At 62.6% G+C, this 15,340-nt stretch carries 13 protein-coding genes; 6 read left to right on the top strand and 7 right to left on the bottom strand.

Features of this window, described 5'->3' with window-relative positions; translation table 11 throughout:
- The first annotated feature begins 77 nt into the window (after positions 1-77).
- The 4 genes from OVA24_RS20320 to OVA24_RS20305 all read left to right on the top strand — a co-directional run bounded on the left by OVA24_RS20320 (position 78) and on the right by OVA24_RS20305 (position 2,366).
- Positions 78-629 (top strand): shikimate kinase, encoded by a 552-nt coding sequence (locus OVA24_RS20320; RefSeq protein ID WP_267671996.1) that lies wholly within the window; start codon positions 78-80, stop codon positions 627-629.
- A complete protein-coding gene (locus tag OVA24_RS20315) occupies positions 626-1,087 on the top strand; it encodes an SRPBCC family protein (RefSeq protein ID WP_267671995.1) in 462 nt (153 codons plus the stop codon). The genes OVA24_RS20320 and OVA24_RS20315 overlap by 4 nt, the downstream gene beginning before the upstream one ends.
- An 83-nt stretch (positions 1,088-1,170) precedes the next feature.
- Entirely contained in the window at positions 1,171-1,659 is a 489-nt protein-coding gene (locus OVA24_RS20310; protein WP_267671993.1) for an SMI1/KNR4 family protein, read from the top strand.
- Between the two features lie 179 nt (positions 1,660-1,838).
- On the top strand, positions 1,839-2,366 hold the full coding sequence (locus tag OVA24_RS20305) for a GNAT family N-acetyltransferase (protein ID WP_267671992.1): 528 nt from the start codon (positions 1,839-1,841) through the stop codon (positions 2,364-2,366).
- Between the two features lie 133 nt (positions 2,367-2,499).
- Here OVA24_RS20305 and OVA24_RS20300 read toward each other — a convergent pair whose 3' ends face one another.
- Complete coding sequence (locus tag OVA24_RS20300; protein ID WP_267671991.1) at positions 2,500-4,680, bottom strand: PQQ-dependent sugar dehydrogenase; 2,181 nt, start codon at positions 4,678-4,680, stop codon at positions 2,500-2,502.
- 50 nt (positions 4,681-4,730) lie between these two features.
- Complete coding sequence (locus OVA24_RS20295; protein ID WP_267671990.1) at positions 4,731-6,092, bottom strand: MBL fold metallo-hydrolase; 1,362 nt, start codon at positions 6,090-6,092, stop codon at positions 4,731-4,733.
- Between the two features lie 138 nt (positions 6,093-6,230).
- On the opposite strand from OVA24_RS20295, the gene OVA24_RS20290 reads away from it, so the two are divergent.
- Both OVA24_RS20290 and OVA24_RS20285 read left to right on the top strand, forming a co-directional pair.
- A complete protein-coding gene (locus OVA24_RS20290) occupies positions 6,231-7,127 on the top strand; it encodes an AraC family transcriptional regulator (protein ID WP_267671989.1) in 897 nt (298 codons plus the stop codon).
- Positions 7,128-7,253: 126 nt separating this feature from the next.
- Positions 7,254-8,852, top strand: a complete 1,599-nt coding sequence (locus OVA24_RS20285; protein ID WP_267671988.1) for an alpha-L-arabinofuranosidase family protein — start codon at positions 7,254-7,256, stop codon at positions 8,850-8,852.
- 1 nt (position 8,853) lies between these two features.
- Here the strand turns inward: OVA24_RS20285 and OVA24_RS20280 are convergent, their stop codons facing one another.
- The 5 genes from OVA24_RS20280 to OVA24_RS20260 all read right to left on the bottom strand — a co-directional run bounded on the left by OVA24_RS20280 (position 8,854) and on the right by OVA24_RS20260 (position 15,182).
- On the bottom strand, positions 8,854-12,669 hold the full coding sequence (locus OVA24_RS20280; protein WP_267671987.1) for an FtsK/SpoIIIE domain-containing protein: 3,816 nt from the start codon (positions 12,667-12,669) through the stop codon (positions 8,854-8,856).
- Positions 12,653-12,865 (bottom strand): hypothetical protein, encoded by a 213-nt coding sequence (locus OVA24_RS20275; protein ID WP_267671986.1) that lies wholly within the window; start codon positions 12,863-12,865, stop codon positions 12,653-12,655. The genes OVA24_RS20280 and OVA24_RS20275 overlap by 17 nt, the downstream gene beginning before the upstream one ends.
- Complete coding sequence (locus OVA24_RS20270; protein ID WP_267671985.1) at positions 12,862-13,380, bottom strand: hypothetical protein; 519 nt, start codon at positions 13,378-13,380, stop codon at positions 12,862-12,864. The genes OVA24_RS20275 and OVA24_RS20270 overlap by 4 nt, the downstream gene beginning before the upstream one ends.
- A gap of 8 nt (positions 13,381-13,388) precedes the next feature.
- Positions 13,389-13,661 (bottom strand): WXG100 family type VII secretion target, encoded by a 273-nt coding sequence (locus tag OVA24_RS20265; RefSeq protein WP_267671984.1) that lies wholly within the window; start codon positions 13,659-13,661, stop codon positions 13,389-13,391.
- Between the two features lie 135 nt (positions 13,662-13,796).
- Positions 13,797-15,182: a Gfo/Idh/MocA family oxidoreductase gene (locus tag OVA24_RS20260; RefSeq protein WP_267671983.1), complete on the bottom strand. Its 1,386-nt coding sequence runs from the start codon at positions 15,180-15,182 to the stop codon at positions 13,797-13,799.
- Positions 15,183-15,340 lie beyond the last annotated feature (158 nt).

Below are 15,340 nucleotides of genomic sequence, written 5' to 3'. Positions count from 1 at the left end.
GCGGAAGTGTGAACACGGAAGGCCGGGCGGCCAACATCGAACTTTGAACCGGAGGGGGAACCCGCTACCATCCCGGCATGAACTTGCAGGAACCTCTGCCAAAGAACCTGATTCTGATCGGGTTCATGGGGAGCGGAAAATCAACGGTGGGCCGGGAGCTGCATGCGCGCCTGGGCTACGAACTCGTGGACATGGACACGGTCATCGAGCAACGGGAGGGCCGCCCGATCAGCCGGATTTTCGAGGAAAACGGCGAAGAATACTTCCGCGACCTGGAAACGGCGCTGCTGAAGGAACTGCATGGATGCCAGTCCGGGGTGAGGCGGATCATTTCCACCGGCGGCGGCGTGGTCGGCCGGGAGGAGAACCGCAGATTGCTCCACAACATGGGGTATGTGGTGTGGCTCCACGCGCCCGTCGCCGTGGTCTATGAAAGGACATCCCGGAACCGGGAACGCCCGCTGCTCCAGACGGAGAATCCGGTGGCGAAGATCGAAGCGCTCATGGAGAAGCGCCAGCCGTGGTATGAGCAAACCTCCCACCTGAGGGTGGACACCAACGGCCTGGACGGCGGCGAACTGGCCGTCGGCATCCTGGAGAGCGCACGCTACTTTTTCTCGAATCCATGAAAGTCCACGTCCTCCGGCAGGAACAGCGCCTGCCCATTTCCCGGGCGGAGGCTTGGGGATTTTTCTCCACCCCGCGGAATCTCGACCACATCACGCCGCCGGACGCGGGGTTCGAGGTGACCTACCTTTCGTCGGAGAAAATGTACGACGGCCAGATCATCACCTACAAAGCGAAGGTGGTCCCATTCATCACGATGACCTGGGTGACGGAGATCAAGTGCGTGGAGGAAGGCATCGCCTTCGTGGACGAGCAGCGCTTCGGACCCTACCGCCTGTGGCACCACCGCCACACCTTCGAGGACATCGACGGAGGCGTGCTGATGACGGACCTGGTCCACTACGTCATGCCGCTGGGCATCATCGGGGAAATCGCGCGGTGGCTTTTCGTCGGGAAGAAGTTGGAGAGGGTGTTCGGCTACCGGCAGAAGGTGCTGGAGGAGAAATTCGGGATAATGTGAGGGCCGCTGGGAGAAAGCGTTTGTGGTCGCACAATCAACCCAAACCACTTCAGTATCCTCGATAGATCCAACTATCCCCTCAGATGCCGAATTGGAGAAAGATCGTCGAATCGCACCACGCTTGGGCGCACCCGGATGATGATTGGCGGTTGATTACGGGACCACCTGCCGGAGCGGCTGATTTGGCTTTGTTGGAGGAATTGTTCGGGGCCGCGCTGAAGGACGAGATCCGCGGTTTTTACGAACAGATGGATGGCTTCGGGATCACCTCGGACGAAGGACGGGTCATATGGTTCGTGGTGCCGATCGCGGGGTTGGCGGATACCTTCGAGGCGTGCAGATCATGGTTCCGCGATACCCATCCGGGACTCGCGGAGCGCTTCTTCCCTTTCATCGATTGGGAATGTGGTGACTACTCCGGCATCTTGTTGCACGAATTCGGAATCCCTCTGGAGGGAATCTACGAATTCGAGCATGAGGAGTACGGGTTCGATGAGGATCAGGACGGCAGCGATTTCCTTCGCTCCGTCTATGATTCACTGCGTGAAATGCTCACTCCGGAAGACGGATGACGGAGAGAATCTCCTTCTGGGAAGACGGGGCTGGAAGCCCCGGCAACGGTTTGCGGGGTGGATCAGGAATCAATCAGGCCCGCCATGTCGCTGCGCTCCATTGGGGCAGGATGCCCCAGCCACTTTTCCTCATCCAGAACCTGCTGGAACCCGGAATTAAGTTCTGTTAGATGCGGGTTATGTTCTCCCGCCAGCTCACCGACCGGATCCGCCTCAGCCTTTCCGTGCAGGCCCATGCGGAGGAACTTTTCGCGCTGACGGAACGGAACCGCGACTTTCTCCGCCAGTGGCTGCCATGGCTGGACATGACCACCGGGGTGGATGACACGCGGGCGTTCCTGGAGCGGCAGCTCTATGGCTTCGCGAATGGCGACAGCCTGACAGCGACGATCTTTTATGACGGCAAAGCGGCGGGCGTGGCCGGCTTCAACACGATCGACCGCACGAACCGGATCGGGTCCATCGGCTATTGGCTGGGGGAGGAGTTCAACGGAAAGGGGATCATGACCCGGGTGGTGGAGGATCTGATCAGCATTGGCAGGGAGCATTACTCACTGCAGAAGATTGAGATCCGCTGTGCGCCGGAGAACGCGCGCAGCCGGGCGATTCCGCGACGGCTTGGGTTCCAGTATGAAGGAACACTGCGGAGAGCGGAGCGCATCTACGACGGTTGGCACGACAGCGAGGTGTACTCGTTGCTGCTGTGAGGGAGGCTCGGAGGCTGATGCCGATGCCCTGACAGACGTCCCAAGATCCAACGGGGGATCTTGGGATGAGATGGAATCTTAACGTGGTGGCGGATCTTCACCGCCGGACGGTTTGGAAAACCGTCCCTGCCGGTTACTTCCCTGCGGCGATCCGTTGCTTGAACGGAAGGTAGCCCGGAGCTTCGGCGGTGATTTCCCATGCTCCGCCGGGTGCGGCGTCGGCCGGTGCCGGTGAGAGCTTGAGCTTGGTGTCGATGCCCTTGGCTTCGCTGAAACCTTCGGAAAGTCCGAGGATGGCCTTCACCAGTTGGTCGGCTTCGGCGTCGGTCACGGCAATCTGCGGGGGCATCGGGACTTCACCCCAGACGCCGGTGCTGCCGGTCTTCAGCTTGCCCTTCAGGTAGTCCACCGCGTCCGCCTTGTCCCGGTATTTGAGGGAGACGTTCACGTAGTTCGGGCCGACGGATGGGACGTTGATCTGGTGGCAGGCGAAGCAGAGGCGGGCGGTGAGCAGTTTCTCCACTTCCGAGCTGACGGACGGTCCGCCGGAATCATGGCCGGTTGCCGGGATGTAGCGGGCGCGGATGATGACATCGGCCGGATTCGGGATGTTCTTGTTGTCGATCTTGATGGCGAGTTCCTGACCGAAGGCGAGGGACTTCGGCTGGCCTTCGATCTTGAGGGACAGATGCTCCTCCTTCACCTTTTCGACCAGAGGGATGCGGGCGACAGTGGTGTTGCCCTTGCCGTCGGTGGCCACGGCGCGGACTTCGGTCGCGCCTTCGGCGGTCAGTTTGGCGGTGTTGCCGGTGCCGAGGCTGATTTCCGTCGCTCCGGTGGTGGCATACCAGGTGATGGTCACCGGATCGTTCTCCGGATCGGTGGCGGACTTGATCCTGAACTCCTTGTCGCCGGACTTCTCCGCTTCCACGACGGGCGGCTTGTTGCCGGACTCCGGGGTGAGGTGGATGACCTTGCCGTTGGTGCCGAACCACCATTCGCTGCCATATTCCAGGAGGAAGAGGCTGCCGTCAGCGGCCATCTTCAGGTCCATCGGGTGGACGAACTTGTCGGCCAGCACGGTGAGGCTTTCCAGCTCCTCGTTCTTGCCGAGCTTCGCCTTGTAGATCTTGCCGCGCATCCACTCGTAGGTGAGCAGGGTGGCGTCGCCTTCCTTGCCCAGGATGTTGTGCTTCCGCTTGGCGTCGTAGTAATAGACCGGACCGGCCATGGCATTGCGGCCACCTTTTTCCATGACCGGGAACTCCTTGCTCTCGGAGTAGGGATACCAGATGAAGGCCGGATTCGCGGGCGGAAGGTCGGTGAGGCCGGTGTTGAGGCGGCTGGTGTTCTTCGGCGCGGCGGGGTCGAACTTCTCGCCGATGGTCTTGGTGGCGTAGTCGTATTTCGAGTAGGCCTTCTGGTCCGCGATGATGAGCGGCCAGCCGAAGAAACCGGCTTTCTTTACCTGGTTCACCTCGTCATAGCCCATCGGCCCACGGTCGCTGTCCTTGCCGGAGTCCGGACCGACCTCACCCCAGTAGAGCGTGCCTTTCTTGGAATCGACGGAGAAACGGAACGGGTTGCGCAGACCCATCACGTAGATCTCAGGGCGTGTTTTCGCGGTGCCGGGCTTGAAGAGGTTCCCTTCGGGGATGGAGTAGGTGCCGTCCGGTTTGATCCTGATGCGGAGGATCTTGCCTCGCAGGTCGTTGGTGTTGCCTGCGGAGCGGAGGGCGTTGGCGTATTCGTGGCCATCGCGCTCGTCCACCGGGTTGAAGCCATCGGTTTCGAAGGGGTTCGTGTTGTCGCCGGTGCTGAGGTAAAGGAGGCCGTCCGGCCCCCACTCGAGCGCGCCGCCGTGGTGGCAGACTTTGTTCGCCCGCTCGATCGGCACATCCAGCACGACCACTTCCGTCGCCAGGTCGAGCGCCCCGTCCTTGATGGTGAAGCGGGCGAGCCGGTTCACCATTTTCTCCGGGTGGGAGTAGTAGAGGAAGACGTGGCCGTTCTTGGCGAAGTCCGGGTCCAGCGCGATGCCCTGCAGGCCGTCCTCACGGGCGTAGGGGCTGTTGCGGTCGGTTTTCTTGAGGTGTTCGACCGGAATCTTCGCGACCTCGAAGATGCCACCGGTGGACGGGCGGACGCGCAGCAGGCGGCCCTCACGCTCCGTCAGGAAAATGTCGCCGTCCGGGGCGATGTCGAACGCCATCGCATCCTCCAGATCGGTGGCGATGGTAGTGCGGGTCAGCGATTGGGAAAAAGCCGCCGCGGTGAGCGCGGCGCTGAGGGTCAGGGCGAGGGAGAATTTCATGCGGCGATGGGTTGGACAGCTTCGGCTTCCGGCGGGAGGAGGGGAAGAAGTTAGATTTCGTGGGAATCCCCGGGTTGAGGGATGATGATTTCGGTCTCGGGGAGGCGGCGGGAAATTTCCTGGCGGAACCACTCGACCGCCGGATCGTCGCCGTGGACGAGGAAGGTCTTCTTCGCCTTCACCTTGCAGATGTAGTCGGCCAGCGCTTCGCGGGTGGCGTGACCGGAGAAGTCGAACACGCGGACCTCGCAGTTCAGTTTCACCGCCGGGTAGGCGGGATCGATCACGACTTCATCGCCCTGCTGCGCGGCGCGGATGCGGCCGCCGGGAGACTCCGGATCCGCGTAGCCGACGAAGAAAAGCCCGTGCTTCGGGTTCTCCAGCAGGCCTTGGCGGGCGAACGCGTTCGAGACGGTCTTCTCCGTCATCATGCCGCTGGACAGCGCGTAGATGCAGCCGGGGAGAAATGGGATGGGTCCGACGCGTTTCTTCGTCCCGGCTTCCAGCTCCATGTGCTTCATGAAGCGGAATCCCGGCAGGTTGCGGCGGGAAACGTCCGCGTAGCGGTCGTAGATCATCGTCATCTTGGTGCTCAGGCCGCCGATGTAGACGGGGGTCTTCTTTGGCACCAAGCCCTCCTTCTTGAAGCGGTCGATCATGGCCAGCACCTCCTGGGTCTTGCCCATGGCGAAGACCGGGATGAGGGCGGATCCGTTGCGCTCCAGCACGTTGCGGATGGCGTCGGCCAGCGCGTTCTCCTCGTCCTTCCGATTGTATTCCGGCTTGCGCGCGTGGTCGCCGCGGGTTGTTTCGATGATCAGGGCGTCCACCGTTTCCTCCGGCAGCAGCGCACCTTTCTGGACGGTGGCGTCCTCGAAGTTCACGTCGCCGGTGTAGAGGATGGTCTTGCCCTCCGCCTTGATGGTCACAGCCACCGAGCCAAGGATGTGGCCGGCGTCGTGGAAGGTGGCGCGGATCGTGCCGTCATAGTCCAGATCGAACGGCCGCTCGATGCCCTTGTGCTCGAAGCCTTCGGAAATGCGGTCGATGTCCTTGTGCTCGAACAGCGGGTATTCGGTGATGCCCAGCTCGATCCGCTTCGCCTGCATGACGTTGACGGAATTGTGGAGCAGGGCGCAGGAAAGCTCCGCGGTTTCCGGCGAAAGGAACACCTTCGCGTGCGGCTGTTCCTCGAGCAGCATGGGCAGGGTGCCGACATGATCGAGGTGGGAATGGGTCACCACCACCGCGTCCACCGACGCTGGTTGCAGGAACTCGAAGTGCGGGGTGGCTTCGATGCCTTCGTGCTTCGGGTGCATTCCGGAGTCGAGCACCACGCGGGCGGAGGAAGTTTCCAGAAGGTAGGAATTCGCGCCGATACCAGCGTGGCGGCAGAGACTTTTGAAAATCATGGATAAAATGCGGGAAAGGCGGGACCCGGGGACGATGGGGGAGGGGTCCGGGGCTGTCAATCCACGGAGAAAGGGGGGATTTCACGGTCCGGAACGGGCCGGATGCCCGGAGACGGGAGGGGTCGGCGGAGAAACAGCTTGAAAGAGAACGACACCTCCCGGCGAAAGTATGTGCCAATGCGCCTGGTGGAGACAGAAGGATTCGTGGATGTGATTGACCGCAAGGTGGTGGATGGGGAGGCGTGTCCGCTGCTGCGCAAGCTGGGAATCCGCGACTTGGGGGTGACGAAGGCGGGGGGCGAGTGGGCTTTCATCCGGCCTTCACCGGGTTTCGGACTGGTGCTTGTGACCATCGGCGGCGAGGGCCTGGTCGTGGCGGAGGGCTCCTGGCAGAAGGCGGGGAAAGATGCGGCGTACGTCATGCCGCCGGGAGTGCCGCATGGCTACCGGGTATCGCCGAAGGAAAAGGAATGGCACTACGCCTGGGTGCGGTTCGAGCCGGACGCCTCCTATCCGGAGTTGTTCCGTGAGCCGGGACCATGGCTGACGCGGGCGGCTTCCTACTCCCTTCATGCGGCGAACACCGGCCTGTCGGACGAGGTGTCCCGCGCGAACGATCCCCGGCTGACGGGTATCTGGTGCGACCTGATCCGGGCCACCCTGGTGGGATTGGTGAAGCCGGTGGAGGAGGAACCGAGGTTGGCGAGGATGTGGGCGGCGGTCGGAGCCCGGCTGAACGGGGAGTGGATCATCGACGAAATGGCGGCGGCGGCGAACGTCGGGCGCGAGCATCTCCGCCGCTTGTGCCAGAGATACCACGGCTGCAGCCCGCGCCAGCGGCTCACCCTCCTGCGGCTCCGGAAAGCATGCGAGCTGCTGATGCTGACGAACGCGACCCACCAGGTCATCGCGGAAGAAGTCGGCTATGGTGACGCGTTTTCCTTCAGCAAGGCCTTCACCAAGGAGTTCGGCGAGTCTCCGGCGAAATACCGCGAACGGGAAAAGGTGCTGGCGCGCGACAATGGCTTGGGGTGAGGGGTTTCCGGGACATGGTTGGGTGGCGTGGGGCCATGGCTTTGATGGACCTGGTGTGGCATCCATCAGGTCTGATCGAATGCCCCGCCCTGCGAAGCGTGACATTTTCAACAGCAGCCAAATCCGATGAGATCCATTTTCCCAAAGTCCATCCCGTTTCTGATGTGTTCGTTCCTGATCCAGGGGTGGGCGAAGGAGTCCACCACGGTCACGGTGGAGATTCCGGAAGCACCGGCCCGGGTCGATCCGATGATCTACGGCCAGATGCTGGAGAACGTGAACGATCAGATGATCTACGGCGGCGTGGCCAGCAAGGAAGGTGTCGTAAGACAGAACGTCATCCCGCATCTGCGCGAGCTCCAGATCCCGGTCATGCGTTGGCCCGGCGGGACGGTCGTCTATGAATACCAGTGGCGCAACGGTATCGGCCCGAAGGAGGGGCGGCCCACCGTGCCCAACCTCGCATGGGGCGGGGTGGAGAACCACCAATTCGGGACTGACGAGTTCCTCCGGTGGTGCGGGGAAGTGGGGACCGTTCCCTACATCAACCTCAACATGAGCCTCCATCCCGACCATGAAGGGACGCTGGGTGAGGCTCTGGACTGGATCTCCTACGTGAATGGTGACGAAGGGTCCGACCTCGGGAAACTCCGGGCGAAGAACGGCCGCCGGGAGCCGTATGGCGTCCGGTTCTGGTGCATCGGCAACGAGAACTACCTCAAGAGCAGGAGCGCGAGGGTGCAGGAAACCGATGAACAATACGCGAAGCGGCTGAAGGTGTGGGCGGGGACGATCCGCCACTACCATCCGGACCTGCAGTTGCTGGGCATCGGCCACACCAAGGAGTGGAACGGAACGGTGCTGAAGGAGAACGGCCGCCTGATCGACTTCCTGACCCAGCACTACTACGTGAACTCCAAGGTGAAGGATGGGGAGATCCAGGATCCGCTGAACACCCTGTTCGCGCCGGCGGAGATGGAGGCTCACCTTGTCCAACTGGGTGAGCAACTGAAGGAGGCGAACCGGCACCTGGGGCGGGAGGACCGGCCGATCCGGCTGAGCGTGGACGAGTGGAACAACCGCCACTCCGTCAACGGGGAGAAAGGCTTCGCCTTCAGCCGCCAGTCACCCCGCCGCGCGTTCGATGCGGCGGTGGTCGGTGGGATGCTCAACGCCTTCATCCGGCAGAGTCCCACGGTGGGGATGGCGAACTACATTTTTCCGGTGAATGCCCACGGACTGGTCCGGACGGTTGGGGAGGAGGATGCCTTCCGCACGGCCATCTATCCCGTGTTCAAAGAATACCGGGAGCGGATGGTGGGGCGGAAACTGGAAGTGGACACCAAGGGCGCGTCGCTCGACATGACGACCATCAAGCCCACCATCGACGGAGACACCCGCTACGACCGGATTTCCATGGAAGGGGTTTCCCTGCCATTCGTGGATGCGGCAGCGGTGCTGGCGGACGACGGTCATGTCCATGTTTCCCTGGTGAACCGGTCTCCGGATGCCGCCCAGGCGGCCACGGTCGCCGTACCGGACGGCTACGCGTGTGAGTCGGTGTGGAAGTTGGCCCACCCGAACATCAACGCGATGAACGACAGTGAGAACAGGGGAGTGGTGAAGTCCACGGTTCAGGCTGTTTCCGGAGGCGGCAACCGCCTGGAGGTGGAGGTTCCACCCTGTGGCGTGTTCATCGTCAGATTCGCCCGCGCCGGGCAGTGAGTTATTGTCGTCCGGTGATCTGTGCGGCGGCTTCGTCGGTCCACCCGGAATCCAGCGGCGCATAGGGCCGGAACACTTCCTGGGTGGCGAGCTGTTCGTTGTGGAGCAGCGCCTTGTGCAGTCCCAGGTTTGATGCATCCGGGGAGTCGATCAGGTTCGAAGAATCCGCGGCGCTCATCTGGAACAGCACCCGCATTTCGAAATCGGCGAGCAGCTTGCGCGGAATCCAGCGGCTGACGTTGTTCCAGGTATCGGACGTGGCAAGCACGTGGAACCCTGACGGGCCGCCCTCGCCCACCAGGTCGGCGAGTGTCTGGGAGGGACTTGCGGCCGGTGCGGTGTCGTCGTAGCTGAAGCGGAACTCGTCGTCAGGACGCAACGCTTTGAAGCGGTGGATATCGTGGATGAGCACGAAAATCTCGGGTGCGTTCCTTCCCGAGTCCGGGGACCGTGCAGCCAGCTCACCGGCCAGTCCGCTGAACCAGTCCGCAACATCCGCAGGACCACCGATGCGGGTGGAGTGGGGCAGTTTTTCCGCAAGATCTTTCAAAGCACTTCCGGTTGATTCGTCCGCCGCCCGCGGGTCGAGGATGATGAATTCCGCCTGGTCCTTAGGATACTGTGCGGCCAGGGAAACGAGCGCCCCCGCGAGCAGGGAGGTGGATTGCTCCGAAGATTGGCTGACCACCAGCAGGTTGCTGCCGCTCTGGCGGCGGAAGGTGGCGGCGGTGGGGCCTTTGATGGAGTTCGGCGCACCCAGCCATGCGTGGGCCGCACCGGGACGGGTGGCCGGCGCCATCCGCAGGGCTTCCGCCAGATCCGGGTTGGCCGCGATTTCCGCAGGGGCGTTTCCTTCGAAAATAATCGGCGCCGGTGCATCGCCGGTGTTCTCGGCCATCGCTTTCACGCGGGTGAGGATGGCATCCCGCTCGTTTTCCGGCAGCCAGACGATCTGGAAGGGGCTGTTCGCGGTGGCGGCACCGGATTGATCGTTGTAGATGCCCTCGCCCGGGCGGGTGAGCATGCGGGGGGCGGGGTTGTCCTCATCCATGATCAGATGGGCGTCCGTCTCATTGCACTGGAGGGCGATGCGTACGGCCATCTGGCCGAGCGTCGCCCTGGCCAGCGTGTAGGCCCCGCCCAGCGTCTGGGAGCCAAGGATCACGTGGATGCCGAAGGCGCGACCCTGCCGGACGATACGGTCCAGCAGCAGCGACGCCTGTTGCGCCACCGGATCGTCTTCGGTGAAAAACTCCTGGAACTCGTCGATGAGCAGCAGGGTGCGCGGAAGGCGCGTGCCCCCGTTCCGGTTGTAAGAGGCGAGGTCCTGGGAACTCGCCTTCCGGAACAGTTCGCCCCGCCGCTTGAGTTCGTCATCCACCCGCTGCAGCACGCTCAGGGCGAACTGACGGTCGCTCTCGATGGCGATGACGCGGGCGTGCGGCAGCTTTCGATCCGCGTAGCACTTGAACTCGACGCCCTTCTTGAAGTCCACCAGGTAGAACTCCACCTGCTCCGGTGAGGACCAGAGGGAGAGGTTCGTGATGATGACATGGAACAGGGTGGACTTTCCGGAACCGGTCTTGCCCGCGATGAGGGCGTGCTGCCGGGTGCCTTTCCCCAGCGAGAACATCTGGAGCTTCTTCGCCCCCGTCCGGCCGATGGGGACGCGGAGTTCTTCCGAGGTATCCAGCGACCAGACCTCCTCCTCCGATGGCATGATCTGGGAAAATGGAACCTCCACCCGGTTGGAGTCCACATTGGCCTTCCCGATCCTGTGGATCAGCGTGCTGGCGAACTGTTCTCCGGGAGGTGGATCGAAGGTCACCCGGTTGCCCGCCAGCAGCAGGCCACCTTTTCCGGATGAGAGGGTCAGGCAGGCACCGTGCAGTTCCTCATCCAACGCGGGGTCGAGCCCGGTCTGGCGGACATCCCGCTGGATCAGAAGATGGACTCCGCAACGGGCGCCACTGGAAGCGATCGAGCGCAGCCGCTTCATCGCCGTGTCACTGAACGCGGATGGAAATCCCGCGATCACCAGGAAGCGGTACTTTTCCGCGATGACGCCGGCTTGTGCGTTGTAGTCCGCGATGGTGGCGAACTCATTCCGCAGGTACATCTGGATGACTTTTTCGATGTGCTCGTTGGTTTCAGCCAGGCGTTCCTCGATCTGGGCCTGCTGGGTCCAGATCCGGTGGGTGATGAGGGATTCCTCATAGTCGGCCAGGTGCATCAATCCCGCGAAATCCTTCCCGAGGCCGATGGGGTCGATGAAGACGAATGACGCCCTGCCCGGCGGCAGGGAGGCGAGGATACGGATGGAGATGGCGTTGAGGGCGGTGGTTGCCGCCGGGGAGTCGCCGTCCGATTCGATCAGGATGGAGCCGCGGTCAGGGAAGCCAAGGGCCAGCGGAGCGGATGATTCCGGGAGCGGGAACGCCGGGTGGTTCGGGATGCCGCCGGAAAAACCGGAAGATTCGAGATGGATACTGCCGATCCGGATGGCGGCCGGAGCCACGGTGACGGGCGCCCATGTGGAGGTGGACTGCTCCGTCCATGCCGGAAATGCCGCTGCGGATTCCTCATCCAGCCCGTTGAGCTGGTCCAGGATTCCCACCACTTCATCCTGCCATGGCACGGCCAGTTGGCTGATGGAGTTCTCCATTGCCAGCGCGGCGGTCTGGGCGGCATTGGCCCGGGCCTGCTTACGCCGTCCGGAGGTTTCCTCCGCCTCCTTCCGGATGTTCGCCACTTCCTCCACATAGGCGTTGTGGAGGCGGGCGAGACGCCTGCGGTGGAGGTCCAGCATCCGGTCGGGAAGCAGCGCCAGTTGCTTCTGGAGCTCCTGCTGCCCTTTCCTGAGCAGGGATGTGATTTCGCTCTCCGTGGCCTGGAAGGTATGGGTGATGCCTTCGTTGTGGGCCTTTTCGTGCTCGGCGATTTCTTCCGCCACGGCGGTGACCTCATCCGCGGAGATTTTCTCGGCATGCTTCGATGCGTCGCGTGCCCGCGCGATGGATCCCGCGATCCGCCGGGCGGCGGGCCATGCCTGGAGCAGGCCGGCGCACCAGACCAAAAGGATCAGGCAGACGGTGGCGAACAGCCATGGACCCACTCCCCGGGCGATGGCGACATGGACAGCCCCAGCGACCAGGATGACGATCCAGAGGGGGGCCAGACGGAATGCGTTCGCCAGCGGCTGCCGGCCCGCCTCCTCAAGGTGCGCGCGCCCCGCGGCAATCTGTTCGAGGGATTCCTTCCGGTCTCCGGACTGCGCATCCACGCCGTTCTTTTTCTCGAAGAGGGATTCCATCACGGGACCGTAGGTCCGGAGGACTTTGAAGGTTTCGTCACGGAGCAGGCGGATGGCCTCACGATCCGTCAGGAGGTCCACCATCACCGACTGGTGTCTGGACGTGGCCGCTTCCAGCCGCTCATGGAGGACTTTCCGTTCGGAAAGAATGGTCCCTTGGGCCTTGCCCACTGCTTCGAGTTTCTTTTCCTCCAAGCGCTTCGCCAGCGTCGCACGGCTTGCGTGGTAGGCCCTGGGCAGGTGGTCGCGGCGGATCATATACGCCCGCTCCCGGGCGGAGGTCGCCGTTTGGTAGGTTGCCTCCAGCTCCGCGAGGCGGGCGGCCAGCGCGGCGGCATCGCTTTCCTCCCTGCGGGTGATCTCCTGGGCGAGCTTCAGGCTCCGGCTTTTGCGGGTCTTCTCGAGATCAAGCTCCGCCTCCGCGGTCTGCGCGACACGGCGTTTGATTCCCTCGATCGCGGAGAGGATCCGCGCGGGATCTATCGGATCAGTCGCATTCGGCATGAACTTTGTGCAGGAGTTGGTCGAGATCATCAAGGACCCGGAAAGTATCTTCCACACGATGGAAAAGTTCCGCCAGATAAACCTGTTCGAATTCCATGGCCTTGTGGTCGCGCCACGTTTTGCGTGTCTCCGTCCAGCGGGCGGAGAGTTGTCGTGTCGCGGCCGCGAGTGTGCCTTTGCTGCCTGATGAACTCATGCGGGTGGTTGGGCGTCGGTGGGTGGTGGATTCGGGGCGGGCGTGCGCTTTTCCGCATACGCCTGGAGTGCCTTGATGGACCCGGCGAGGGAGGCGACGCCGTTGGGCAGGTCCTGGGCGAGGAGGGACAGCAAGGGATCCAGTCCGCGCAGGTGCGGGCTGGCCATGCGTTCGAAGCGGTGCCGCCAGCGGGTGATGGTCCGCATTTTGTCTTCCGCCTCCTCCAGTGCACGCTTCGCCCGGTGGACGGCCATTTTCTGGAGCGGGTTCGCCGAGAACGGGTTGGTCAGGTTCGCGCTGTAAAGTTCCTGCTCCGCCTGCCGCAGCAGCTTCGTCCGTTTGCGGATTTCATTGCTCCAGTGGAGGTAACGGTCACGGTCCAGCCAATCCTGGGTGCGGCGGACATCGCTGGATGCTTCCTCCAGCGCGGTTCTGGCCTTCATGATGTACTGGATCAAATCGGCCCGGAAAAGCTCCAGTGCATCGATCGAGGAAACCCTGGCTTGGTCGGACATGGCGAGACTCAGCGTTGGTCGAGATACTGCTGGATGCGGTCCGCCTTCCGCAACAGGTACGGCGTGTGCCGCTCGGAGGCCTCCAGGAAGGATTTCACGGACTTCATCATCTGCAGGAACTCACCGGAAAATTTTTCCTGTTCCTGGTCCTGCCAGGTGTCACCCAGCGCATTGAAGCGGGAGAGGAGGGCGTTCGAACGGTCGCGGAGATCCAGGTTGAACCGCTTCAGTTCGGCGGCGAACCGGCGGACTTCCTCTGGATCGATGATGGCTTGGGACATGACGAGTGCATCCAATAGAGTCCAACTTTCCGTTCAGTGCGAGTGATTTGATGGACGCCGGATGATTTCGGACGGGACGAAAAAGCCCCCGTCCGGAGTTGGACGGGGGCTTTCGGAATCCGTTGGCGGTGGTGATCAGATCTTGTCCACCGAGTAGTCCCAGCCTTTCCGGTATTCGGCGCGCTTGATCAGCTTGTTTGCCTCCGGGTTGCCGACGGCCTCGAATTTCTTCTGGTCCCACTCGATCGGCTTGCCGGTGCGGATCGCCAGATCGCCGAGGAGGCAGAGTTCGGTGAGCGGGACCGCGTAGTCGAAGTGGGACATAAAGGCGAATTCCTTGCCGTTCTTGATGGCGAGGGACCATTCCTTCTGCGGATCTCCGGGAGTCGGGCTGCGGTCCACGGTTTTCGCGGGGAGGGAGGCGAGGAAGTCCTTCGAGCGTTGTTCCGGGAAGATGGTGAGCTTCTTCGCCTGGTCGCCCTGGTTGTAGAGGACGCCTTCGGAGCCGACCATGTAGAAGCCGCTGCCGCTGAGCTTCTGGTCGCCCAGTTCCTTCGGAGGTGCAGGTTGGCAAGGGGTGCCGTCGGCGTTTTTGCCTTCGTACCAGAACAGCTTCACCTCGCCATGGCCGGCGATGTTCTTCCAGAGATACTGGACCTTCGCGCCCTTCGGCCAGGCGATGTCCGTGAGGCCTTCGGAAGTCGCTTCGATCTTGTCCGGGACACCCAGGCCCAGACCCCAGACCAGCGGATCGAGGTTGTGGCAGCCCATGTCACCGAGGGCGCCGCTGCCATATTCGAAGAAGCCGCGCCAGGCGAACGGGGCGATGCCGGTCTGATACGGCCGGCTCGGCACGGAACCCAGCCAGAGATCCCAGTCGAGGTGCTCCGGCACTTCGGCATCTTTCGGGGCGACGGCGGGGCCCTGCGGCCAGATCGGACGGTTGGTCCAGACGTGGATTTCCTTCACCTCGCCGATGACATTCGCCTGGAACCACTCCTTGAGCAGGCGGTTCTCCTCGAAGGTATGGCCCTGGTTGCCCATCTGGGTGATGATGCCCTTTTTCTTCGCCGCCTTGTGGAGTTGGTCGGCCTCCCAGAGGGTGTTGACCAGCGGCTTCTGCACCATGACGTGCTTGCCGAGGGCGATGGCGTGCATTGCCGCCGGGAAGTGGGTGTGGTCCGGGGTGGAGACGGTCACCGCATCGATGGCCTTCTCGTTCTCGTCCAGCATCTTGCGGAAGTCGCGGTATTGCTTCGCCTTAGGGAATTTGGCGGCGGCTTTCGCCAGATTCTTCGCGTCCACGTCGCAGATGGCGACGATCTCGTTCTCGAACGACGCGTTCACCATGTCAGAGAAGCCCTTGCCGCCCACACCGATACAGGCGATGCCGAGTTTCTTCGAAGCAGGGGTATCCTGTGCGCGGAGCAGCATGTTCGGCAGGATGATCCCACCGGCGGTGGTGACGGTCAGCCCCTTGAGGAAGGAGCGGCGGGTGGAGAAAAGTGGATTTGAGGACATGGTGTCAGGTTTCTGTTAAATGGATGGACTGTTACTTCTCTGAAAGGATTGGTTTTTCAAAGGACTTTTGAGCCGTCCGGTGTTGAAATTTCTGAATTTCGGGTGGACAAACCCGGCAGGCGCGGGTAACCGAATGCCCCTCCGCGAGCCCAACGGGT

Source organism: Luteolibacter sp. SL250, assembly GCF_026625605.1.
Classification (GTDB): Bacteria; Verrucomicrobiota; Verrucomicrobiia; order Verrucomicrobiales; family Akkermansiaceae; genus Luteolibacter.
The sequence above is the reverse complement of the archived record's forward strand: the minus strand, read 5'-3'. Positions and strand labels throughout refer to the sequence as shown.